A 17,851-nucleotide genomic window follows, 5' to 3' on the forward strand; every position below is an offset into this window, starting at 1 on the left:
CCACGACCACACCACAGCAACCGCAGGTCAACAGCACCTAACAAAGCCCTACTAGGCCCAAGCCGGGATCGTGGAGGAGGGTGGGAGCAATCTCGACGAAGTCGGGTCATCCGGGGGTGTCGGACGAGGGCTGGGCCGGGTCGAACTCCGCGGTGAGCAGGTCGGTGAACGGTCCCAGGCTGCTCCAGTCACCGTTGATGTTGCTGGTGAGCATGTGCGTGCCGTCCTGCGAACCCATGGCGTACGTCCAGGATCCGTAGGTGGCGCCGCCGTTGCCCCAGACCGTGACCCCGCCCGGCAGTGCCTGGGTGAAGATGCCCAGACCGTACCGGGTGTCGGGGATCCAGTTTGAGCCGTCCGTGGAGACGGTTGTGAGCAGTTCCCGTTGCTGGGCGGGCGGGAGGAGGCGTCCGCCCAGCAACGCGCCGAGAAGCGTTGGAGGTCACCGGTGGTGGAGATGATGCCGCCCGCGGACCAGGCGAAGGTCTGGTCCATCTCGGTGGCGTCGTGGATCGTGGGCTCGGGCGCCTGGGAGAACAGCGTGGAGTAGTGCATGGGGTGGGGCCCGCTGATCCCGGGGCCGTCCGGGAGCGAGGTTCCGGCCAGGCCCAGGGGGCAGGTGATGCGCCGGGTGAGTTCCTGGCCGTAGGTGCGGCCGGTCACCTCTTCGATGATCATGGCGGCGAGGACGTAGTTGGTGTTGGAGTAGGAGAAGGCTTCGCCGGGCCCGGCGTGGGGTGGGTGGGCGGTGGCGATCTTCACCAACTGCGCGGGGGTGTAGCTGTCGTAGCGGTGCTCGAACCAGGCGGGGCCGACGCCCTTAGCGAAGAACTCCGGGTCGTTGCCGTAGTTGTACAGGCCGCTGGTCTGGTTGAGCAGCTGACGGATGGTGATCCTGCCGCCGTCGTTGCCGTTGCCGTGGACCAGGCCGGGCAGCCGGCACTCGACGGTGTCGTCGAGGCTCAGCAGGCCCTCGGCCACCAGTTGGAGGACGACGGTGGAGGTGAACGCCTTGGTCGTGCTGCCGATCCGGAACCGGTCCTGTGGTCGGCGCTTCCGGTCGGTTCCGGTGTCCGCCGAACCGGCGGAGCCGAACCACTGCCCGTGGCGGTCGTGGATCTCGGCCACGATGCCGGGAGCACCGGCTTGGGCGGCGGCGTCGAGGGCGCGCTGCACCTCGGCGCGTTCGGGGGCGTCGTGCGCGGAGGCTGCGGCGATGGGATTTCGGGACTCGGTGGTTATGTCCACTTCCTCCTGAGGCGGGCGTTCGGGAACAACGGAGGTTTGAGCAGGGGGTCCTGGTGAGCCGGACGCTTGTCGGATCAACGGCGGTCGGTCGGGCGCTCCGGCACGGCGCGGACAGGCAGCGGTGCCGATCGGGTACGGCGGTGGGAAATACTTCGTCATGGCCTCGACCGCAAGGCACAACGTTCGAACTGGACGAAAAGCTAATTTGCGTTTACCGATCTGTCAACCTCCCGAGAGTCCAAAACCGACACCCAGCAGGTAGAATAGGGTGATTTGCAATGGTAGTGAGACTGAATGCAAGGCAAGGGCCGCGCGCGAATTGCAATGAGCTGTCTTCGAACGCAAGACTGTCCTCCTCGCCACAGGTCGGTGGCGGACGACGGAGAGGAGAACCTGCCCGTGCCCGGAGGCAGGCTGACCCACCAGGAGCGCCGGCAGATCGCCGAGGGACTGGCCCAGGGGCTCAGCTACACCGAGATCGCCGAACGTCTGGAACGACCACCATCCACCATCACCCGGGAAGTGGCCCGCAACGGCGGCGCCGACAGCTACCAGGCCGACCCCGCGCACGAAGCCACCCGGGAACGTGCGCACCGACACCGCCGGGCACCGGTGCACGTCGACGCATCCGGGCACGGCCACAAAACCGTCCGTGATCTGCAAGAGCAGTTCACCGCGATAATGATCAGCACGGGGTTGCCGCGCATGACCGCGCGCGTGCTCGCCTGCCTCTACCTCGCCGACAGTGGCAGCCTGACCGCCTCCGAACTCACCCGCAGCCTCCGGGTCAGTCCCGCCTCCGTGTCCAAGGCCATCGGTGAACTCGAACACCAGGAACTGATCCGTCGTGAACGCGACCCCCGTCGGCGACGCGACAGGTACGTCATCGATGCCGACGCCTGGTTCCGCGGCTGGATGGGCAGCGCCCGCCAGAACACCATGCTCGCCGACTTCGCCCGCCAGGGAGCGGAAACCCTCGGCATCACCTCACCCGCCGGTGCCCGACTACGGGACATCGGTCAGTTCTTCGACCACGTCGGCCACGCCATGATCCAGGCCGCCGAGCAATGGCGACAGACCCACGCACACGGCGAGCATTCGACGATAGCAGAGAAATCAGGAATTCCGGCGGGTAATTCCTGATCATGCCGACCTCTCCTCGAGGACATCGGCATGGCAGTCCAGCAGCCCGACTCCACAGGACCGAGGGCGCATCACCCAGGTCGCGGCGGACTTCGACATCAGTGAGCCTTTTCATCGTGGTCGACGGCGGGTTTCGACATGGTGTAGGACGAGGATGGCCGCGATGATTGCGGTGGCTCGGCGTGGGCAGCAGCGCAGCTTGGCCAGGATCTCCCAGCCCTTGAGCAGCGATACGGCGCGTTCGCCCAGGGCTCGGATGCGCGCGTGGGCCCGGTTGACCGCCTTCTGCCCGCGTGACAGCCGCGGCCGGGTGGCATGGCGCTTGAACGGGATGTGCACCGTGCCGCCCGCGCCTTGATACGCCTTGTCGGCGAAGGCGGTGACGTCGTTGGTGGTCGGCATGTCGATCAGGCCGTGTGTGCGGGCCGCGGTCAGGTCGTGGACGGCGCCGGGCAGGGCCGGCGAGGCCCACACCAACCGCCCTGCTGGGTCGGCGAGGATCTGCACGTTGACGCTGTGGCGTCGGTGTTTGCCGGAGAAGTACGGTTTCTGGTCGGCGACGCGGTCGATCGGAACGAGAGTGCCGTCCAGGATCGCGTAGGCCAGTCGGGCGGCCCGTTCGCCGGCGGTGCGGAGGTCGTCGGCCAAGCCGGCGAGCAGGTCCACCGCTTCACGGACATAGCGCCAGGGGGTGCTGTAGGAAATGCCGAACCCGACGGCGAGGCGGGCGTGGGTGTCGCCGTTGCGCAGGTGGGCAAGCACGAGCAGCGCCTGACGACCGGGTTCCAGTCGACGCCATCGGGATCGACGCCGCGTCCGCTCCGCGCGGATGAGCTCGGCCAGGCGGACGAGGGTGCGGTTGGACAGCGGAATCGCGGCAGGGTAAGACAACACGGCGAGGCTCCCGGTTGGGACATCGGATGCTGGTCGACTGCTGTCTTACCGGGAGCCTCGCCCACCGCGCCCCATCACCCAGCCCGCGCCGTGACCTGCACCGTCACGATGAAAATGGCTCAGTGACCGGATGTCGCGGGCTCACCGACGATCCAGGCGGCTCGGACTGCTCCGATCGGGCGCATCTCCGTAGTTCTTTGTCATGGCGGCGAGGGCACCCCGTCACCTCGGCGTCCATCCCCGTTCCGACGTCGAGGACCGAGCATGACGGTATCCGCCCTGCCACGCCCGACCACGCTCGCCGAGTGGATCGCCGCGACCATCCCACCGGGCATTCCGGCCCTGGACGCCGCTCCGGTCGGGAGTCTGCGGTTCTTGTTCTACGGTCGCGCTTCCACCCGTGAGCACCAGGACCCGCGCACCTCGCGGGCGTGGCAGCTGGATGTCTCCCGCAGGCTCACCGGTGGGCACGGCGCGATCGTGGGGGAGTACTTCGAGGTCGGGTGTTCCCGTCAGGTGCCCTGGCACCTGCGGCCTCGGGCCGCGGCGATGCTGCGCTACATCGCGGCCAACGCCGACCGGGTCGACGCGGTGGTCGTGGGCGAGTACGAGCGCGCCTTCCTCGACGGCTCCCAAGTTCGAGAGCTGCGGGCTGTGCTGAAGCGGTACGGGGTGCAGCTATGGCTGCCGGAAGCCGAAGGGCCGGTGGACTTCGCCAACCCCGCGCACGAAGCACTGCTGGCGCTGCTCGCGATGCGCTCGCAAACGGAAGTGATTCGCTCCCGCCACCGGGTTGTCACCGCCATGCGGATGCAGACCGTCGAGCAGGGGCGCTATCTCGGCGGCAGACCGCCCTACGGCTACCGGCTCGTCGACGCCGGGGCACATCCGAACCGGGCGTTGGCGCGGCGTGGGGTGCGACAGCAGCGGCTGGTGCCGAACCCGGCCACGGCGCCCGTGGTAAAGCTGATCTTCTCTTTACGCCTAGCGGGGCACAGCGCTGCGGGTATCGCCCGCCACCTCAACGAGCAGGCCGTGCCCAGCCCGTCGGGCACGGACGCGGAACGCGACAGGGCTCGGGTAGACCCCGGATGGTCGCTGCGCACGGTGGTGGAGATCCTGGGCAATCCCCGCTACACCGGCCACCAGGTCTGGAACCGCACCAGCGCCGACCGCGCCACCCGCTTGCCGAGCGGACGACGGACCAGCGTCCGCAACGACCAGCACACCTGGGCGATCTCGGTGCGCATCGCCCATACGCCGTTGGTGTCCGAACAGGACTTCGTCACCGCCCAGACCATCCAGGCCGCCCGGCACAGCACCGGCCAGGCGGCCGACGCTGATGGCGGCGAGTGCGTCTACCTGTTGGCGGGCAGGCTCCAGTGCGGGTTGTGCGGTCGGAAGATGGACTCACACCGCTCGCACGGCCGTGCCGCTTACCGCTGCCGTCACGGCCACACCAGCGCCCGCACCCGACCGGAGGACTCGCCGGGCAACCTCTACCTGCGCGAGGACCACCTGCTGGCCCGCATCGCCGCACACCTCACCACCGCGGGCGTCGCCGACAATCCTGGCCCCGAGCAGACCGCACGGCTGGTCGACGAGCTCAGGCTCGTCTTCCGCTGCGACGCCACCGGCGTCGCACTCCTCGACCGCGACACCACCACGTCAGCGCGCGCACCACGCAGACGCCTTGCCCGGCAGCCGGGTGACAACACGCTCCGGAACGGAGACGACCAGCTCCTGCCAGCCCTGACCTACGCGACGGCCGAGAAGACGGATCGGCCCGACGTGCCTGCGGGCCAGAGTGACGCTCCGGCTGGTGAACCCCACCCTGCGCGACAGCCTCTCCGGTCGCCGACCCGCCCGCAACGCCCCGCAGTGCCACAGCGACGACACCGGCAGAGCAGGCTGCACGCCGCGTTCGCCGCCAAGCGGCCGCAGGACACCTCCCAGGCCGGGCGAGACCACCACCCACCCAGCGGATCCCATGACAAGCACAGTCAACATGTCCTGGCCCTGGCACGAAGAGCCGGACGTCGCCCGCTGCTCCTACCCTCACACCCGCAGGCACCCCACGGGCAGCCGTCGGCAGGTAGGCTCGAAGAAGCGTCGGGAAACACAAAGCCCCGCGAGCCTTCCAGATGACCTGGAATTATCTCGCGGGGTGAATTATGTGTCCGAGGGGGGACTTGAACCCCCACCCCCTTTCGGGGACTAGCACCTCAAGCTAGCGCGTCTGCCATTCCGCCACCCGGACTCGGCTCTCGCCGTGGTGTGCGCATAGATTACATGATCGTCTTCCGTGGTCCAAATCGGGGGGCCTGAAGGCGGTTTCCGCTGGTCACGGAGGTGGTGGTGGGGAGGGTGGCTGAAGGAGTGGTCGCGGGCGGGTGAAGATCGGTTGGTGGTGGGACCGGTGGGGGTGGGTCGGTGGGGAGTCAGGGGTGGTCCGGGTGGGGCTCCAGGTGCGGGGTTGGGGTGGGGAGGGGCTCGATGGGAGGTGTGGTGATGGGACCCTCGGTCGTGGGGTGGTTCATCGTCAGCCTATTGGGCACTGGTAATTGTTGATCTGACCGGCGACGCTGACGCGGTGACTAATGAAGTTCCTCCTCTCATCTATGACGACGTGACGGATCTGGTGCCGGTGATGCTTCCGGCGGACGTTGCGACTCGGCTCGACATCGAGACTGAGCGCACTTCGCTGGCGCTGAGGAACCGGGTTCCCGTCTCGGTTATCCGGGCCACGCTGCTGGCTGTCGGGTTGGACAGGGCGCATGCGGCGGCCAGCGCGCTTATTGCGCGGGCGGCGAGCATGGAGTCGAAAAGTCCCGATTCGCGGTAGCGGTGTGCTGTGGTGAACTGGGCCGGTCCTGGGGTCCGGTGGGCGTGGGACCGGTCCTGGTTTGGTGGTGACGGTGGGGTTGGGTGACCAGGTGGGATGGCTGACACGGTTGAGTGTCGCTGGAGAGGTTGATGAGGTGCTGAGGGTGTGTCGCAGGGTGATGCGGGGGGTGGTGAGCAGGTGCGGGCGGGTCAGGGAGTGGGGCGGTGGATGGGGGCGAGTTGTTTTTGGCCGGCTAGGGCCTGGTTCAACTGGTGTTCGGCCAAGCGGTCGCGTTGCCAGATGGTTCCGGCGTCGTTCTTGGCTATCGGGTAGAACCGGGTCAGGGTTGGTTGCCAGTCGTTGTCGAAGGTGATCAGAGCACGTACGGGGTGGTTCGAGTCGGGGTCCGGTGGGAGTGCGGTGTAGTCCGGCAGTGGTGGGAGTGGGGGATCGGCGGGTTTAGCACGGGTGGTGTATTCGGCGGTGACGGCGGTGCGGAATGCGGTGTAGTCGGTGGGGTTGTCGGGTAGCAGCAGGACGAGGCGTTGTGGGGATTCGATTGTGCGGAGGGATTCGACGAACTCCCAGATCGTGCCGGGAGTGGGGGTGGCGGAGAGGACGACCAGGTGCGCGTCGCGGATCAGCTTCGTCACGGTGGTCTGCCAGTCTGAATCGGTGACGTAGCCGCGTTGGGCGCCGAGTTGGGGTGCGCGTTCGCCGGGGCGGCCGATGGCGACGACGTTGCCGTAGGCGCCGAAGTAGCGGATCAGGTGTTCCTCGCGGGTCAGGCCGCGCCGGGACAGGAGGCTGCCCACGGGGTTGCCCGGCAGGTCCGGGGGTGTGGCGAGGGCGGTGTCGGTGTGGAAGGACCGCAGGTAGAGGACGTAGCGGGTGCCGGGGAGGGCGTCGAACGAGTCGACTGGGCGGGTTCGGAACCGCTTGCCCCACACGGCGGTCAGGTGGCCGACTTCGAAGACGACACCGCCGACGACGGCGGTGGCGATCTTGATCAGGATGGCGGTGGGCCAGCCGAGGTCGGGGTTGTCCAGCCAGAAGGACAGGTTGTCGCGGGACAGGACGAAGGCGCCGATGAACAGCACGACGCCGACCGCGCGTAACGCCCAACCGGCGATGGTGAGGGCTGTGCCCGCGGTGACGTGTCCGACCGGTAATCGCTGTGCCACGGTCGGAATCGTAGGTGAACCTGGTCAGTAATCGACGGGATCGCGAACGATCGGGCAGGTCATGCAGTGGCCGCCACCGCGGCCGCGGCCCAGTTCGGCGCCGACGATGGTGACGACTTCGATGCCGGCTTTGCGCAGCAGGGAGTTGGTGTGGGTGTTGCGGTCGTAGGCGATGACGACGCCGGGGGAGAGGGCGACCAGGTTGTTGCCGCTGTCCCACTGGCCTCGTTCGGAGGCGTAGGCGTCGCCGCCCGTCTCCACGATGCGCAGCTTGGGCAGGTTCAGGGCGTCGGCCACCACGTCGACGAAGGACTGCTTCTCCTCGGTCACCTCGATCGGGTCGCCGGGGCGCAAGGTGAACGCATGGATGCCGTCGACGATGTTCGGGAACGTCGTCACGCAGTCGTGGTCGGCGAAGGTGAAGACGGTGTCCAGGTGCATCGCCGCGCGCAGTTTCGGCATGCCGGCGACGATCACGCGTTCCGCCGCGCCGCTCTCGAACAGGGAAACCGCCAGCTGGGTGATCGCCTGCCGTGACGACCGCTCGCTCATCCCGACCAGCACCACGCCGTTGCCCACCGGCATCACGTCGCCGCCCTCCAGCGTCGACAGGCCCCAGTGCCGTTCCGGGTCGCCCCACCACACCGTGGAACCGACGAAGTCGGGGTGGAACTCGTAGATCGCCTTCATCAGCAACGTCTCGTCGTGCCGCGCGGGCCAGTACAGCGGGTTCAGCGTCACGCCCCCGTACAGCCAGCACGTCGTGTCACGGGTGTAGAGTGTGTTGGGCAACGGCGGCATCAGGTACTCGGGCACACCGGTGGACTCACGGGCCAGCGCGATGTAGCCGGGCCGGAAGTCCGGTGGCAGGTCCGCCGTCGACAGGCCGCCGATCAGGTACTCGGCCAGCTTGCGGTGCTCCAGGCTCTCCAGGAACGCCCGCGTGTCGTCCACGAGGCCGATCCCGACCTCGTCCACGACGATCTTGCGGTCCAGCAGCCATTCCTTGGCTCCCGGCACGTCCAGGGTTTCGGTGAGCAGGTTGTGCAGCTCCACGACCTCGACCCCGCGTTCGCGCATCTTGGCCATGAAGTCGAAGTGGTCGCGGACGGCGTTCTGCACCCACATCACGTCGTCGAACAGCAGCGCGTCGCAGTTGGTGGGGGTCAGTCGGGCGTGGGCGAGGCCGGGTGCGCAGACGAGCACCTTGCGCAGCGTGCCCACCTCGGAGTGCACGCCGTACGTCGCGGACGGGCGCTGGGCCGTGTCGGTCATGTCCTTGTCCCTCTCGTTAGATGACGATCAGACCGGTGGCGAGGCCGATCACGCCGAGCACGGCCAGCACGACGGCGAGGACGAACAGCGCCAGCTCGCCGGCGGAGAACACGCGCCTGCCCTGTTCCCGGCGTGCCATCACGAACAGGACCGTCCCCGGCGCGTAGACGATGAACGACAGCAACAGGAACTCGATGCCCGCCGCGAAGATCAGGAACGCGGTGTAGAGGACGGCGAGGGCCGCGATGGCCACCTCCTTGCCCCGCGCGCCGCGGTCGTGCTCGTAGGTCTCGCCGCGGACCCCGATGCGCAACGCGTACCCGGCGGCCAGCAGGTAGGGGATGAGCGACAGGGAGCTGCAGAGCTTGAGCGTGAACGTGAAGGCGTCGTCGGAGAACACGGTCACGGCGAGCACCAGCGTGATGAGCGTGCTGGTCATCACCAACGCGGCGATCGGTACGCCCTGGTGGTTCTCGCGCTTGAGGAACCGCGGCATGTCGTCGTCCTTCGCGGCGACGAACAGCACTTCGGCGGCCATCAGCGTCCACGCCAGGTAGGCGCCGAGCACCGAGACGATCAGGCCGACGCCGATGAACACCGAGCCCCACGTGCCGACCACCGATTCCAGCACGCCCATCATCGACGGTTGCCGCAGCCCGGAGAGGTCGTCCTTGCCCGCCGCGCCGTAGGACAGCAGCGTCACGGATGCGAACAGCGCCAGCACGCTGAGGAAGCCGAGCACCGTGGCCCGGCCGACGTCGCTGCGCTTGCGCGCGTACCGGGAGTAGACGCTCGCACCCTCGACACCGAGGAACACGAACACCGTGACCAGCATGGTCGACCGGACCTGCTCGAACAGCGCGCCGGCCGACGGTTCCGTGCCGCCCCAAAAGTTGTCGGCGAACACGCCGGCCTTCAGCGTCACGGCCAGGATGACCACGAACGTCAGGATGGGCACCAGCTTGGCGATCGTGACGATCCGGTTGATCGCCGCGGCCTCCTTCACCCCGCGGGTGATCATGTAGTGGAACGCCCACACGCCGACGGCGGAGATCGCCACCGCGAGCACGGTGTTGCCCTCGCCGAGGCCCGGTATCACGGTGCCGAGCGTCGACTTGATCAGCACCCAGTAGCTGACGTTGCCGACGCACGCGCTCGCCCAGTAGCCGAACGCGGAGAAGAAGCCGGGGAACTCGCCGAACCCTGCTTTGGCGTACGCGTACACGCCGGCGTCCAGCTCGGGTTTGCGCACCGCGAGGGTCTGGAACACGAACGCGAGCATGAGCATGCCGACGCCCGCGATGGTCCAGGCGATGATCGCGCCGAACACCCCGGTCGCCTGGGCGAAGTTGCGGGGCAGCGAGAACACCCCCGCGCCGACCATCGAACCGACCACCATCGCGGTCAGCGTCAGCAGGGGCATCTGCTGCGACTTCCTGGCTTCGGTCACCGTCATGGTCGTCACCTGTTCACGCGTCGGCTTGCGCCTGGCGCGTCCTCTCGATCCGGAAGCCGGTGAACCCGTAGACCACGCTCAGCAGCGGGCTGGCGATGTTGAAGAAGCAGAACGGCAGGTACAGCAGCGTCGACACGCCCAGCGTGGCGCTCATGAAGGCGCCGCACGAGTTCCAGGGCACCAACGGCGAGGTGACCGTGCCGCTGTCGGCGGCCAGCCGGGAGAGGTTCGTCGGCGCGAGTCCCCGGCGGGCGAACTCGGCTCGGAAGACCTTGGACGGCAGCACGAGTGCGATGTACTGGTCGCCCGCGACGACGTTGAGCCCGAACCCGGTGGCGAACACCGCGAGGAACAGCCGGCCGGTGCTGCGCGCGGCGTGGATCATGGGGTCGATCAGTCGTTTGATCAGGCCGAACTCCTCCAGCACGGTGCCGAACGTGACCGCGCCGATGATCAGCCAGAGGGTGAGCAGCATGCTGTCCATGCCGCCGCGGGACAGCAGCCGGTCGACGTCGGCGAGGCCGGAGTCGATCGAGAAACCGGTGGCCAGCGCCTGCCACACCGCGTGAATGCCGGTCCGCACCGGGTCGAGGCCGGGGTCGGCGACGAACGCGCGCACGACGTCGTGCTGGGTGAAGACCGCCAGCACGCCGGCGAAGAGGGCCGAGGCCATCAACGCCAGGGACGCGGGGGCCTTGCGGATGGACAGGACCGCGAGCAGAACCAGCGGGAGCAGGTTGACCGGGCTGATCCAGTAGATGTCGCCGAGCGCGGACAGCTCGGAGGCGGTGTCGGCCGCGTCGGTCGGTGCCGGTCCCCAGAACAGGCCGATCAGTCCGAACAGGATGAACGCGAGGCCGAACGCGGGCAGCGACGTCCACGCCTGGCCTTTGATGTGCTGGTGGACGTCGACCCCGGCCAGTTGGGCGGTGAGGACGGTCGTCTCCGACAGCGGGGAGAGCTTGTCGCCGAGGTAGGCGCCCGAGATCACCGCGCCGGCCGTGATGCCGGGGGAGAGGCCGAGCATGAGCGCGATGCCGACCAGTCCGACGCCGATGGTGCCCGAGGTGGTCCACGAGCTGCCGATGGACATGGCGACGATGCCGCAGATGAGCGCGGTCGCGGCGTAGTACCAGGTGGGGGAGAGGACTTGCAGGCCGTAGTAGACCAGCGTCGGGATGGTGCCGGACAGGTTCCAGGCGCCGATCAGCGCCCCGACCGCGAGCAGGATGAACACGGCGCTGGTGATGGACGTGAGCGCGCGCTGGCTCGCGGCCTGGACTTCGTCCCAGTGGTGGCCGTTCTTGAGCACGACGAGCGCGGCGACCATCGCGGACAGCACGAGCGCGACCTGGATGGGGCCGTCGAGGGCGTCGAGGCCGAACAGGGCCAGCGAGCCGCCGATCAGGACCACCAGCGCCACCAGCGGCACGGTCGCGTCCACGAGGGACGGTGCGCGGACGTGCCGGTGGCTGCCGGGGCGGGTCACGGTCGCCCCGGTGGCGGGCCGGGTCGCGGCACGGGGAGGTCCGGTCGCGACACTCGCGGCCGGTGGTCGTCCCGCGCTGGATCCGGCATGGCCCAATCACGGTAGGTCGGGGTCTGTGACCCCGCAAAAACACGCCACGATCGAGTGACAAGCGTGGCCCCGTCACAGCCGGGTCATGATGAGCCAGGTCGTGTAAAGGACATACGCGGCCACGAAAGCGCCGCCTTCACCCCGGGTGAGTTGCCTGCGGGTGAAGAAGGCGGGCACGCACACGAGAGCGGTGGTGACCATGAGGAGCATGTCGAGGGCCAGCAGGTCGGAGGGCACCGGGACGGCGCCGGGCGCGGCGATGACGGTCGGTCCGAGGATGAGGGCGATGTTGAACACGCTGGAGCCGAGGAGGTTGCCCAGGGCGAGCGACCTGTCGCCGCCGCGCACGGTGGACACGATCGTGGTGACGAGTTCCGGTGCGGAGGTGCCGATCGCGACGACGGTCAGGCCGATGACCGTGTCGCTCGCGCCCCAGATGCGGGCGATGCTCACCGCGCCGTCCACCAGGAACTCCGCACCGACGACGATGACGGCCAGACCCGCGACCAGCAGCATCACCTGCGGAGCTGCCGGCCGGGCACGGGCGTCACCGCTCGGGACGTCCTCGGCGGTCGTGGCCGAACGCTTGGCGTGGACGACCATGAGCGCGAGGTACGCCGCGCCGTAGGCGCACAGCCACACGCCGTCCGCGCTGGTCAGCGAGCCGTTCAGGGCGAGCACGAGGAGCAGCACCGCCGCGCCGGTCATGACCGGCAGGTCCACGCGCAGCGTCCTCGGTTCGAACGAGACGGGCCGGATCACCGCGCTCAACCCGAGGATGAGCAGCACGTTGACCAGGTTGGTGCCGACGATGTTGCCCACCGCGAGCCCGGCGTTGCCCTGGTGGGCGGCGTTGATGCCGATGGCCAGCTCCGGCAGGCTGGTGCCGAGCGAGACGACGGTCATCCCGACCACGAGCGGGCTGACGCCGACCCGGGCGGCGAGGGTGGTGCCCTGGCGCACCACGAGGTCGGCGCCGGCGACCAGCATCGCCAGCCCCAGCAGCAGTGCCGCCGCGGACGTCGCCACCGCAGCCTCCCTGGTGGCCGGGGTTCGACGGCGTCACCGGTCCGTGCCCGATGGTCATCGGTCCGCTCGCGGCCCGCAACCGCGGCGGACGGCCAGGTGACTGGCGGTGCGATTGGTACTCCGGTGGCGGGTTGTCGGCCGAAATGGTGGTTGGAGGTGTGCAGCCGGTGCGGCAGCGCCGTCCGTCCTTGGGCTTGGGCCGGTAGGGCCGGGCGTAGGTCCATCCGTCCTGGAGGCCGCCTGGGTCCTGGTCCGACTCGCGACCGCCGTTTCCCTGGTCTCGGCGGGCAGGACGTCGGCGTAGGCGGGCCGGTGGTGGTCGGCTACGGCGTTGTACAGGTAGGAGCGCCCGGTCTCCTGATGTCCACGTGAACCGAAGCGCACGGTGGAAGGGGGGCAGACCGAGCAGGTATGCGGTGCGGGCTGCGCGGCGGCCGGCTGGAGCGGTCGACCATGTCCGCCTCGGCCATGTCCGCCTCGCCCGACTGCTGGTAGCGCCCCGGCCGGCAGGCGGCGGTGGTCGGAGAGACGGGGAAGCGTTCGGCGGCCCGTCGCGGCGGTCCACCCTCACGACGGCCTCCGTCGGTTCGGTGTGGACGTCGCGATCCACACCGAACCCGGAGCCCGACATCATCCGACCACGTGTCGGACCGTCCGCGACCTCGCTGTCGGTACGGCTACAGGGGGCCGGTGGGGCGGTGGCCGTCGGTCAGGGCGGCGATCTGATCGGGGGTGAAGGGCGGGTCGAGCAGGTCGGTGCGGTGGGCGTGGCACCGGAACATGTCGGCGATGTAGTGCATGCGGTCGGGTAGGTCGGACCAGTCACGGGCGGCGGTGCCGAGGAGGTCGTCGGGGGTCGGGTCGACGGTCTCGAGCAGGGCGAGCAGTTCCGGGTGGGACAGCTCGGCGAGCAGCGGGGGGAACACGGAAGGGAGGTCTTCACTCAGGTCCAGCAGGTCGCCGCCGGGCAGCGCGAGTGTCATCAGGTGCTCGGTGACCGCGCGACGGGCCAGCGCACGGGCGTGGTCGGCCAGGTGCTCACCGGCCAGCCGCAGGGGAGTGCGACGGCCCAGCACGGTCAGCAGCACGCGCCGGAGCCACTTGACGGCGCGGTTGCCGGGCAGGAGCTGGTCGAGCAGTCGGCGTTCGAGGTCGCGGGGGTCGAGGACGGGCGCCTGCAGGGCGGCGGTGATCTCCGGCTGGAGACGGGTCTGCTCGTGCAGGCCGATCTCGACGTTGGCCAGCAGCAGGAGTTCGGCGCGGGCCTTCGGGTCGGTCGTGGACGTCGCCTGGTGGTAATGGGTGAACGCCTGTCGGAGCAGGCGTTGGCCCTCGGGCGGCTCGCCGGGACGCAGGGCGGCGTCGAACCCGTCGAGGCCGTCGGCGGGCAGGGCCAGGAAGCGGGCGAACTCGCGGGCGATCTCCTCGAAGACCTTGAGGTTGCCGCGTGCGGACGCGTCGGCGGCCGCGTCGAGCCGTGTGGCGGCCACGACGGTACGGCGCACCGCCTGCTCGGCGTGGTCCAGGGTTTGCTGGGGGACGGCTCGCCGCAGGGCGCGCACCAGCAGGTCGATACCGGCGGCGATGTCGGGCGAGGTGGCCAGCATCCGCTCCAGCAGGCGGGCCGGGTCCTCCTGCCGGATGGTCTGGCCGACCTGCTTGGACGCCCACACGGCGAACGTGCACCAGTTCGCCGATCCGCCGGTCCGCTGCGCCAGGGCACGGGACAGCTGGTGGTAGCAGTGGGTGATCTGCAGGTTGCGGACGACGGGGTCGGTGTGCGCGGCGATCCGGTCGACGTCGGCGACCGTGGGCGGCGTGCCGTCGTCGAGCGCCCGCACGTCACCAGTGGTTTGCGTCATCGGATGCCTCTCTGCCCCAGGGGTGTACACGTGATTACTCGTCACGAGGGCGACGAACGTGACACCCGGGTTCGGGTCAGGGCTTCCAGGTGCGCACGACGTGGCGGCGCAGCTTGCCCGATCCGGTGCGCGGCAGGGACGGCACGAACACGACCTTGCGGGGCACCTTGTAGGCCGTCAGGTGGCGGCGGGCCAGCGTGGTCAGCTCGTCGGCCAGGTGGTCGTCCTCGAGCGGCCCGTCGGCGCGCACCACGTACGCCCGCAGCTGGACCGAATCGTCGCGGTTGGAGACCGCGCAGACCGCCGCCTCCCGCACCAGGGGATGGCTCGAGAGGAGGTGTTCGACTTCGAGCGGGTGGACCTTGATGCCGCCGACGTTCTCGACGTCGTCCAGGCGCCCGGTCACGCGCACGTAGCCGTCGGCGTCGATCGAGGCCAGGTCGCCGGTCGCATACCAGCCGTCGGCGCGCCGGACCGTGCCGTCCTCGGCGACGCCGAGCGTGATCGTCGGGCCGCGCACCTGCAACCGGCCGGTCACGTCCGGTTCGACGGGGGCGCCCTCGTCGTCCACCACGCGGACCTCGAACGGCGGCAGGGCGCGTCCGGCGGTGTTGAACCGGCGGGCCGTGCGGGTGTTGTGGGTGAACGCCTGCCCGACCTCGGTGGTGCCGATGCCGTTGAGCAGGCGGTCACCGAGGACGTCCACCAGGCGTTCTTCGAGGGCGGGCGCGAGGACCTCGCCGCCGGTGGCGGCGACGCGCAGCCGGGCCAGCCGGTCGCTGCCGGGGTGGGCGATGAGCCGGCTGTAGAACGTCGGCACGGCGAACAGGGCGGTGACCTCGTACTTGTCCACGATCGCGAGCACGTCGTCCACCACCGGGGCCTCGGGGTTGAGCACCACGCGGCTGCCGCTCATCAACGGGAAGAACAGGGAGTTGCTGAGGCCATAGGCGAAGTACATCTTGGACACCGAGTGCACGACGTCGTCCGGCCCGAGTTCGAGTGCCGCTGCGGCGAACGAGCGGTGGTGCACGATCGGGTCGCCGTGCAGCTGCGGGACCAGGCGGGGCACGCCCGTGGTGCCGGAGGTGAACGTCGCATACACCTGGTCGTCCGCGGCACGGGGTGCGGCGGGGATCGGTGACGCGCCGTCGAGGTCGGCGAACGTCGTCACCCGGAAGCCGGCGGCGGTGAAGTCCGGCTTGCCCACGACCAGCGCGGGCCGGGCGGCGTGCAGCACCTGGCGCAGTTCGTCGGGGTGCAGCCGGGGGTTGATCGGGACGGCCACCGCGCCGGCGTGCGCGGCGCCCAGGAAGGCCAGCACGAAGTCCGGGCCGTCGTCGAGCACGAGTGCGACGCGGTCACCGGTCCGCACGCCCGAGGCGACCAGCGCCCCGGCCACGCGGCCGGCGCCGTCGTACACGTCGGCGTGCGTCAACGCGGCGCCGTCGACCTCGTAGGCCGGGCGGTCCAGCCACCCTCCGGCGTCGGCTCCGGCACGCAGCACGTCGACCAGGTTCATCCCAGGGCTCTTCCTGCTCGGGCCCGCCAGGGCGGGGGAGGTCTCGAACTACAGCCGTGCGCGCTACAGCCGTGCGAACCAGAGCAGCGCGGCCACTTCCGCCCGCCACTCCAGCACCACGTCGAACAGGCCGGCCACGGCGTCCAGGTCCGTCAACGGCGCCGGACCGCCGCGCAGCGCGCCGACGAAGTCCGCGTAGGCGCCGCTCACGGCGGGCGCGGCGAGGTCGGTGACCGGTGCGGCGCCGGGGACGGACAGCTCGAACCGGGGCTCGCCCCAGCCGAGCCCGATCGTCCCGGTGAGACCGCCCGCCACCGCCACGGCGCGCACGCGCGAGGGGGTCGCCTCCACCGTCCGCACGTCGGTCACCGGCACGCCGAGCGCCCGTTCCACGGCGTCCAGCGCGTCCGGGCCGAGGTCGGTGACGACGTCACGGCCCTCGGGCCGGTCCAGGTGCAGCGAGAACCCCTCGGGGCGGCCCTCGGCGACGGCCTTGGCCACCTCGACCAGGCCGGGGTGGTGCGCCCACGGCAGGTCGACCGAGCACCGGCCGGGTGCCTGCCGCGCGGCCTCCACCAGGCCGGCCAGGTCGTCCACGGCCCGCTTGTCCAGCAGCACGTGCAGGCCCCGCCGCAACGCCGTCAACACCGCCGCGGTGTCCGGCGCGCGCACCACGACACCCTCGGCGGGCACGGTCTCCACCAGGCGCGTCCCGTCCCGCAACGCCCAGGGCACGCCGTGTGCGCGTGCGACGGGCAGCAACGCGCGCACGTCGGGATCGGCCACGCCGACCACCCGCACCCCGCGCACGGCCGGCACCGGGTCCGCTCCGACGAGCACGACCCGCACGTCCGCGGGCTCGGCGGTGGCCAGCACCCGGTCGCTGGCGAAGAAGCTCAGGTCGGCCGGGGCGGAGTCCGGGTCGGCGAGCACGGACACCCGGGGCCGGTCCAGGTCGGCGTAGTCCTTCACGACCGGCGCCCACTCCAGGTCGGCGGCGGTGTGCGCGGGTCCGGCGGCGAACAGCCCGGCCCACCGGCTGCGGATCACGCGCATGTGCCGCTTCCAGATCGGCAGCTTGTCGTGGCCGACGTGGTTGAACGTGGTGCCCTCGAAGTGCCGCATCGCCACCGACCCGACGTAGCGCAACCGCTCACCGTCGGCGCGCAGGCGGCAGCACAGGTCGACGTCCTCGCACAGCGACACCGGGTCGAACGCCGTGTCGAACCCGCCGACCCGCCGGAACGAGCTGTGCCGCACCATCAGCGCGGCCGTGGGCGCCCAGGACTGCTCGCGGTGTTCCCGGTGCTCCGCGCCGAGCGGACGGCCGCGCCCGATCGGCCCGATGCGGCCGTCGGCGGTGGACGCGCCACCCGCGCACTGGACCACCGCGCCGTCACCGGGGTAGAGCAGCAACGGCGACACCGCGCCGAGCCCCGGGTCGGCGGCCAGTTCGGCGGCGAGCACCTCGACGACGTCGAGGTCGTCCACGAGCACGTCGTTGTCCAGGAAGAACAGGAACTCCCCGCGGGCCGCGGCCGCGCCGACGTTGCGCCGCTCGCTGCCGCCGCGGTCGTCATCGTGGCGCAGCACCGTCACCGGGCGCGGGTGGTCCAGCGCGGCCAGGTACTCGGCCGTGCCGTCGTCGGAACCGTTGTCCACCACCACGATCTCGAAGTCGCCGGACGCGCGGGCCAGGGACGCCAACGCCCGGCGCGTGTACTCCAGGCGGTTGCGGACCAACATGACGACCGAGACCAGGCCCGGTAACGGGGTCGGGTTCACACTGCGCCCTTCACCGATGGGATCGTGCCGACGCGGCACGTCGCTGC

At 70.0% G+C, this 17,851-nt stretch carries 13 protein-coding genes, 1 tRNA gene and 1 pseudogene; 3 read left to right on the plus strand and 12 right to left on the minus strand.

Going from position 1 to position 17,851, the window contains the following annotated elements:
• Window positions 1–106: 106 nt before the first annotated feature.
• Together FHX81_RS42490 and FHX81_RS43125 are read right to left on the minus strand one after the other, a co-directional pair.
• Window positions 107–421 (minus strand): hypothetical protein, encoded by a 315-nt coding sequence (locus FHX81_RS42490; RefSeq protein WP_246108194.1) that lies wholly within the window; start codon window positions 419–421, stop codon window positions 107–109.
• Window positions 422–465: 44 nt separating this feature from the next.
• Window positions 466–1,407 (minus strand): annotated as a pseudogene (locus FHX81_RS43125) (serine hydrolase domain-containing protein); the annotation flags it as partial.
• A 240-nt stretch (window positions 1,408–1,647) separates the two neighbouring features.
• Between FHX81_RS43125 and FHX81_RS43130 the strand changes: the two are divergent.
• Complete coding sequence (locus FHX81_RS43130) at window positions 1,648–2,391, plus strand: GbsR/MarR family transcriptional regulator (RefSeq protein ID WP_170232508.1); 744 nt, start codon at window positions 1,648–1,650, stop codon at window positions 2,389–2,391.
• A 111-nt stretch (window positions 2,392–2,502) separates the two neighbouring features.
• On the opposite strand, the gene FHX81_RS39495 is transcribed toward FHX81_RS43130, so the two are convergent.
• Window positions 2,503–3,285: a transposase family protein gene (locus FHX81_RS39495; protein ID WP_141983527.1), complete on the minus strand. Its 783-nt coding sequence runs from the start codon at window positions 3,283–3,285 to the stop codon at window positions 2,503–2,505.
• Window positions 3,286–3,549: 264 nt separating this feature from the next.
• Here FHX81_RS39495 and FHX81_RS39500 point away from each other — a divergent pair, with 264 nt between their 5' ends.
• Window positions 3,550–5,433: a recombinase family protein gene (locus tag FHX81_RS39500; protein WP_141983528.1), complete on the plus strand. Its 1,884-nt coding sequence runs from the start codon at window positions 3,550–3,552 to the stop codon at window positions 5,431–5,433.
• Window positions 5,434–5,462: 29 nt separating this feature from the next.
• Here FHX81_RS39500 and FHX81_RS39505 read toward each other — a convergent pair.
• Window positions 5,463–5,545 (minus strand) — tRNA-Leu (locus FHX81_RS39505).
• 333 nt (window positions 5,546–5,878) lie between these two features.
• Here FHX81_RS39505 and FHX81_RS39510 point away from each other — a divergent pair.
• A complete protein-coding gene (locus FHX81_RS39510) occupies window positions 5,879–6,130 on the plus strand; it encodes a hypothetical protein (RefSeq protein WP_141983529.1) in 252 nt (83 codons plus the stop codon).
• A gap of 191 nt (window positions 6,131–6,321) precedes the next feature.
• Here the strand turns inward: FHX81_RS39510 and FHX81_RS39515 are convergent, their stop codons facing one another.
• The 8 genes from FHX81_RS39515 to FHX81_RS39550 all read right to left on the minus strand — a co-directional run bounded on the left by FHX81_RS39515 (window position 6,322) and on the right by FHX81_RS39550 (window position 17,843).
• Window positions 6,322–7,296, minus strand: a complete 975-nt coding sequence (locus tag FHX81_RS39515) for an RNA-binding protein (RefSeq protein ID WP_141983530.1) — start codon at window positions 7,294–7,296, stop codon at window positions 6,322–6,324.
• A 24-nt stretch (window positions 7,297–7,320) separates the two neighbouring features.
• The gene (locus FHX81_RS39520) at window positions 7,321–8,571 is read right to left on the minus strand and encodes an arginine deiminase (protein WP_141983531.1); all 1,251 of its coding nucleotides are present in this window, start codon (window positions 8,569–8,571) and stop codon (window positions 7,321–7,323) included.
• Between the two features lie 16 nt (window positions 8,572–8,587).
• A complete protein-coding gene (locus tag FHX81_RS39525; RefSeq protein WP_141983532.1) occupies window positions 8,588–10,027 on the minus strand; it encodes a basic amino acid/polyamine antiporter in 1,440 nt (479 codons plus the stop codon).
• Between the two features lie 13 nt (window positions 10,028–10,040).
• Complete coding sequence (gene nhaC / locus FHX81_RS39530; RefSeq protein WP_141983533.1) at window positions 10,041–11,516, minus strand: Na+/H+ antiporter NhaC; 1,476 nt, start codon at window positions 11,514–11,516, stop codon at window positions 10,041–10,043.
• A 162-nt stretch (window positions 11,517–11,678) separates the two neighbouring features.
• The gene (locus FHX81_RS39535) at window positions 11,679–12,635 is read right to left on the minus strand and encodes a calcium/sodium antiporter (RefSeq protein ID WP_141983534.1); all 957 of its coding nucleotides are present in this window, start codon (window positions 12,633–12,635) and stop codon (window positions 11,679–11,681) included.
• Between the two features lie 677 nt (window positions 12,636–13,312).
• Window positions 13,313–14,497, minus strand: coding sequence for a hypothetical protein (locus FHX81_RS39540; RefSeq protein ID WP_141983535.1), 1,185 nt, complete (start codon window positions 14,495–14,497; stop codon window positions 13,313–13,315).
• Window positions 14,498–14,573: 76 nt separating this feature from the next.
• Window positions 14,574–16,019 carry a class I adenylate-forming enzyme family protein gene (locus tag FHX81_RS39545; RefSeq protein WP_141983536.1) on the minus strand — a complete coding sequence of 482 codons (1,446 nt, stop codon included), beginning with the start codon at window positions 16,017–16,019 and terminating at the stop codon, window positions 14,574–14,576.
• 63 nt (window positions 16,020–16,082) lie between these two features.
• Entirely contained in the window at window positions 16,083–17,843 is a 1,761-nt protein-coding gene (locus FHX81_RS39550; protein ID WP_342787252.1) for a glycosyltransferase, read from the minus strand.
• Window positions 17,844–17,851: the final 8 nt, after the last annotated feature.

The sequence above is a fragment of the Saccharothrix saharensis genome (genome assembly GCF_006716745.1).
Lineage (GTDB): Bacteria > Actinomycetota > Actinomycetes > Mycobacteriales > Pseudonocardiaceae > Actinosynnema > Actinosynnema saharense.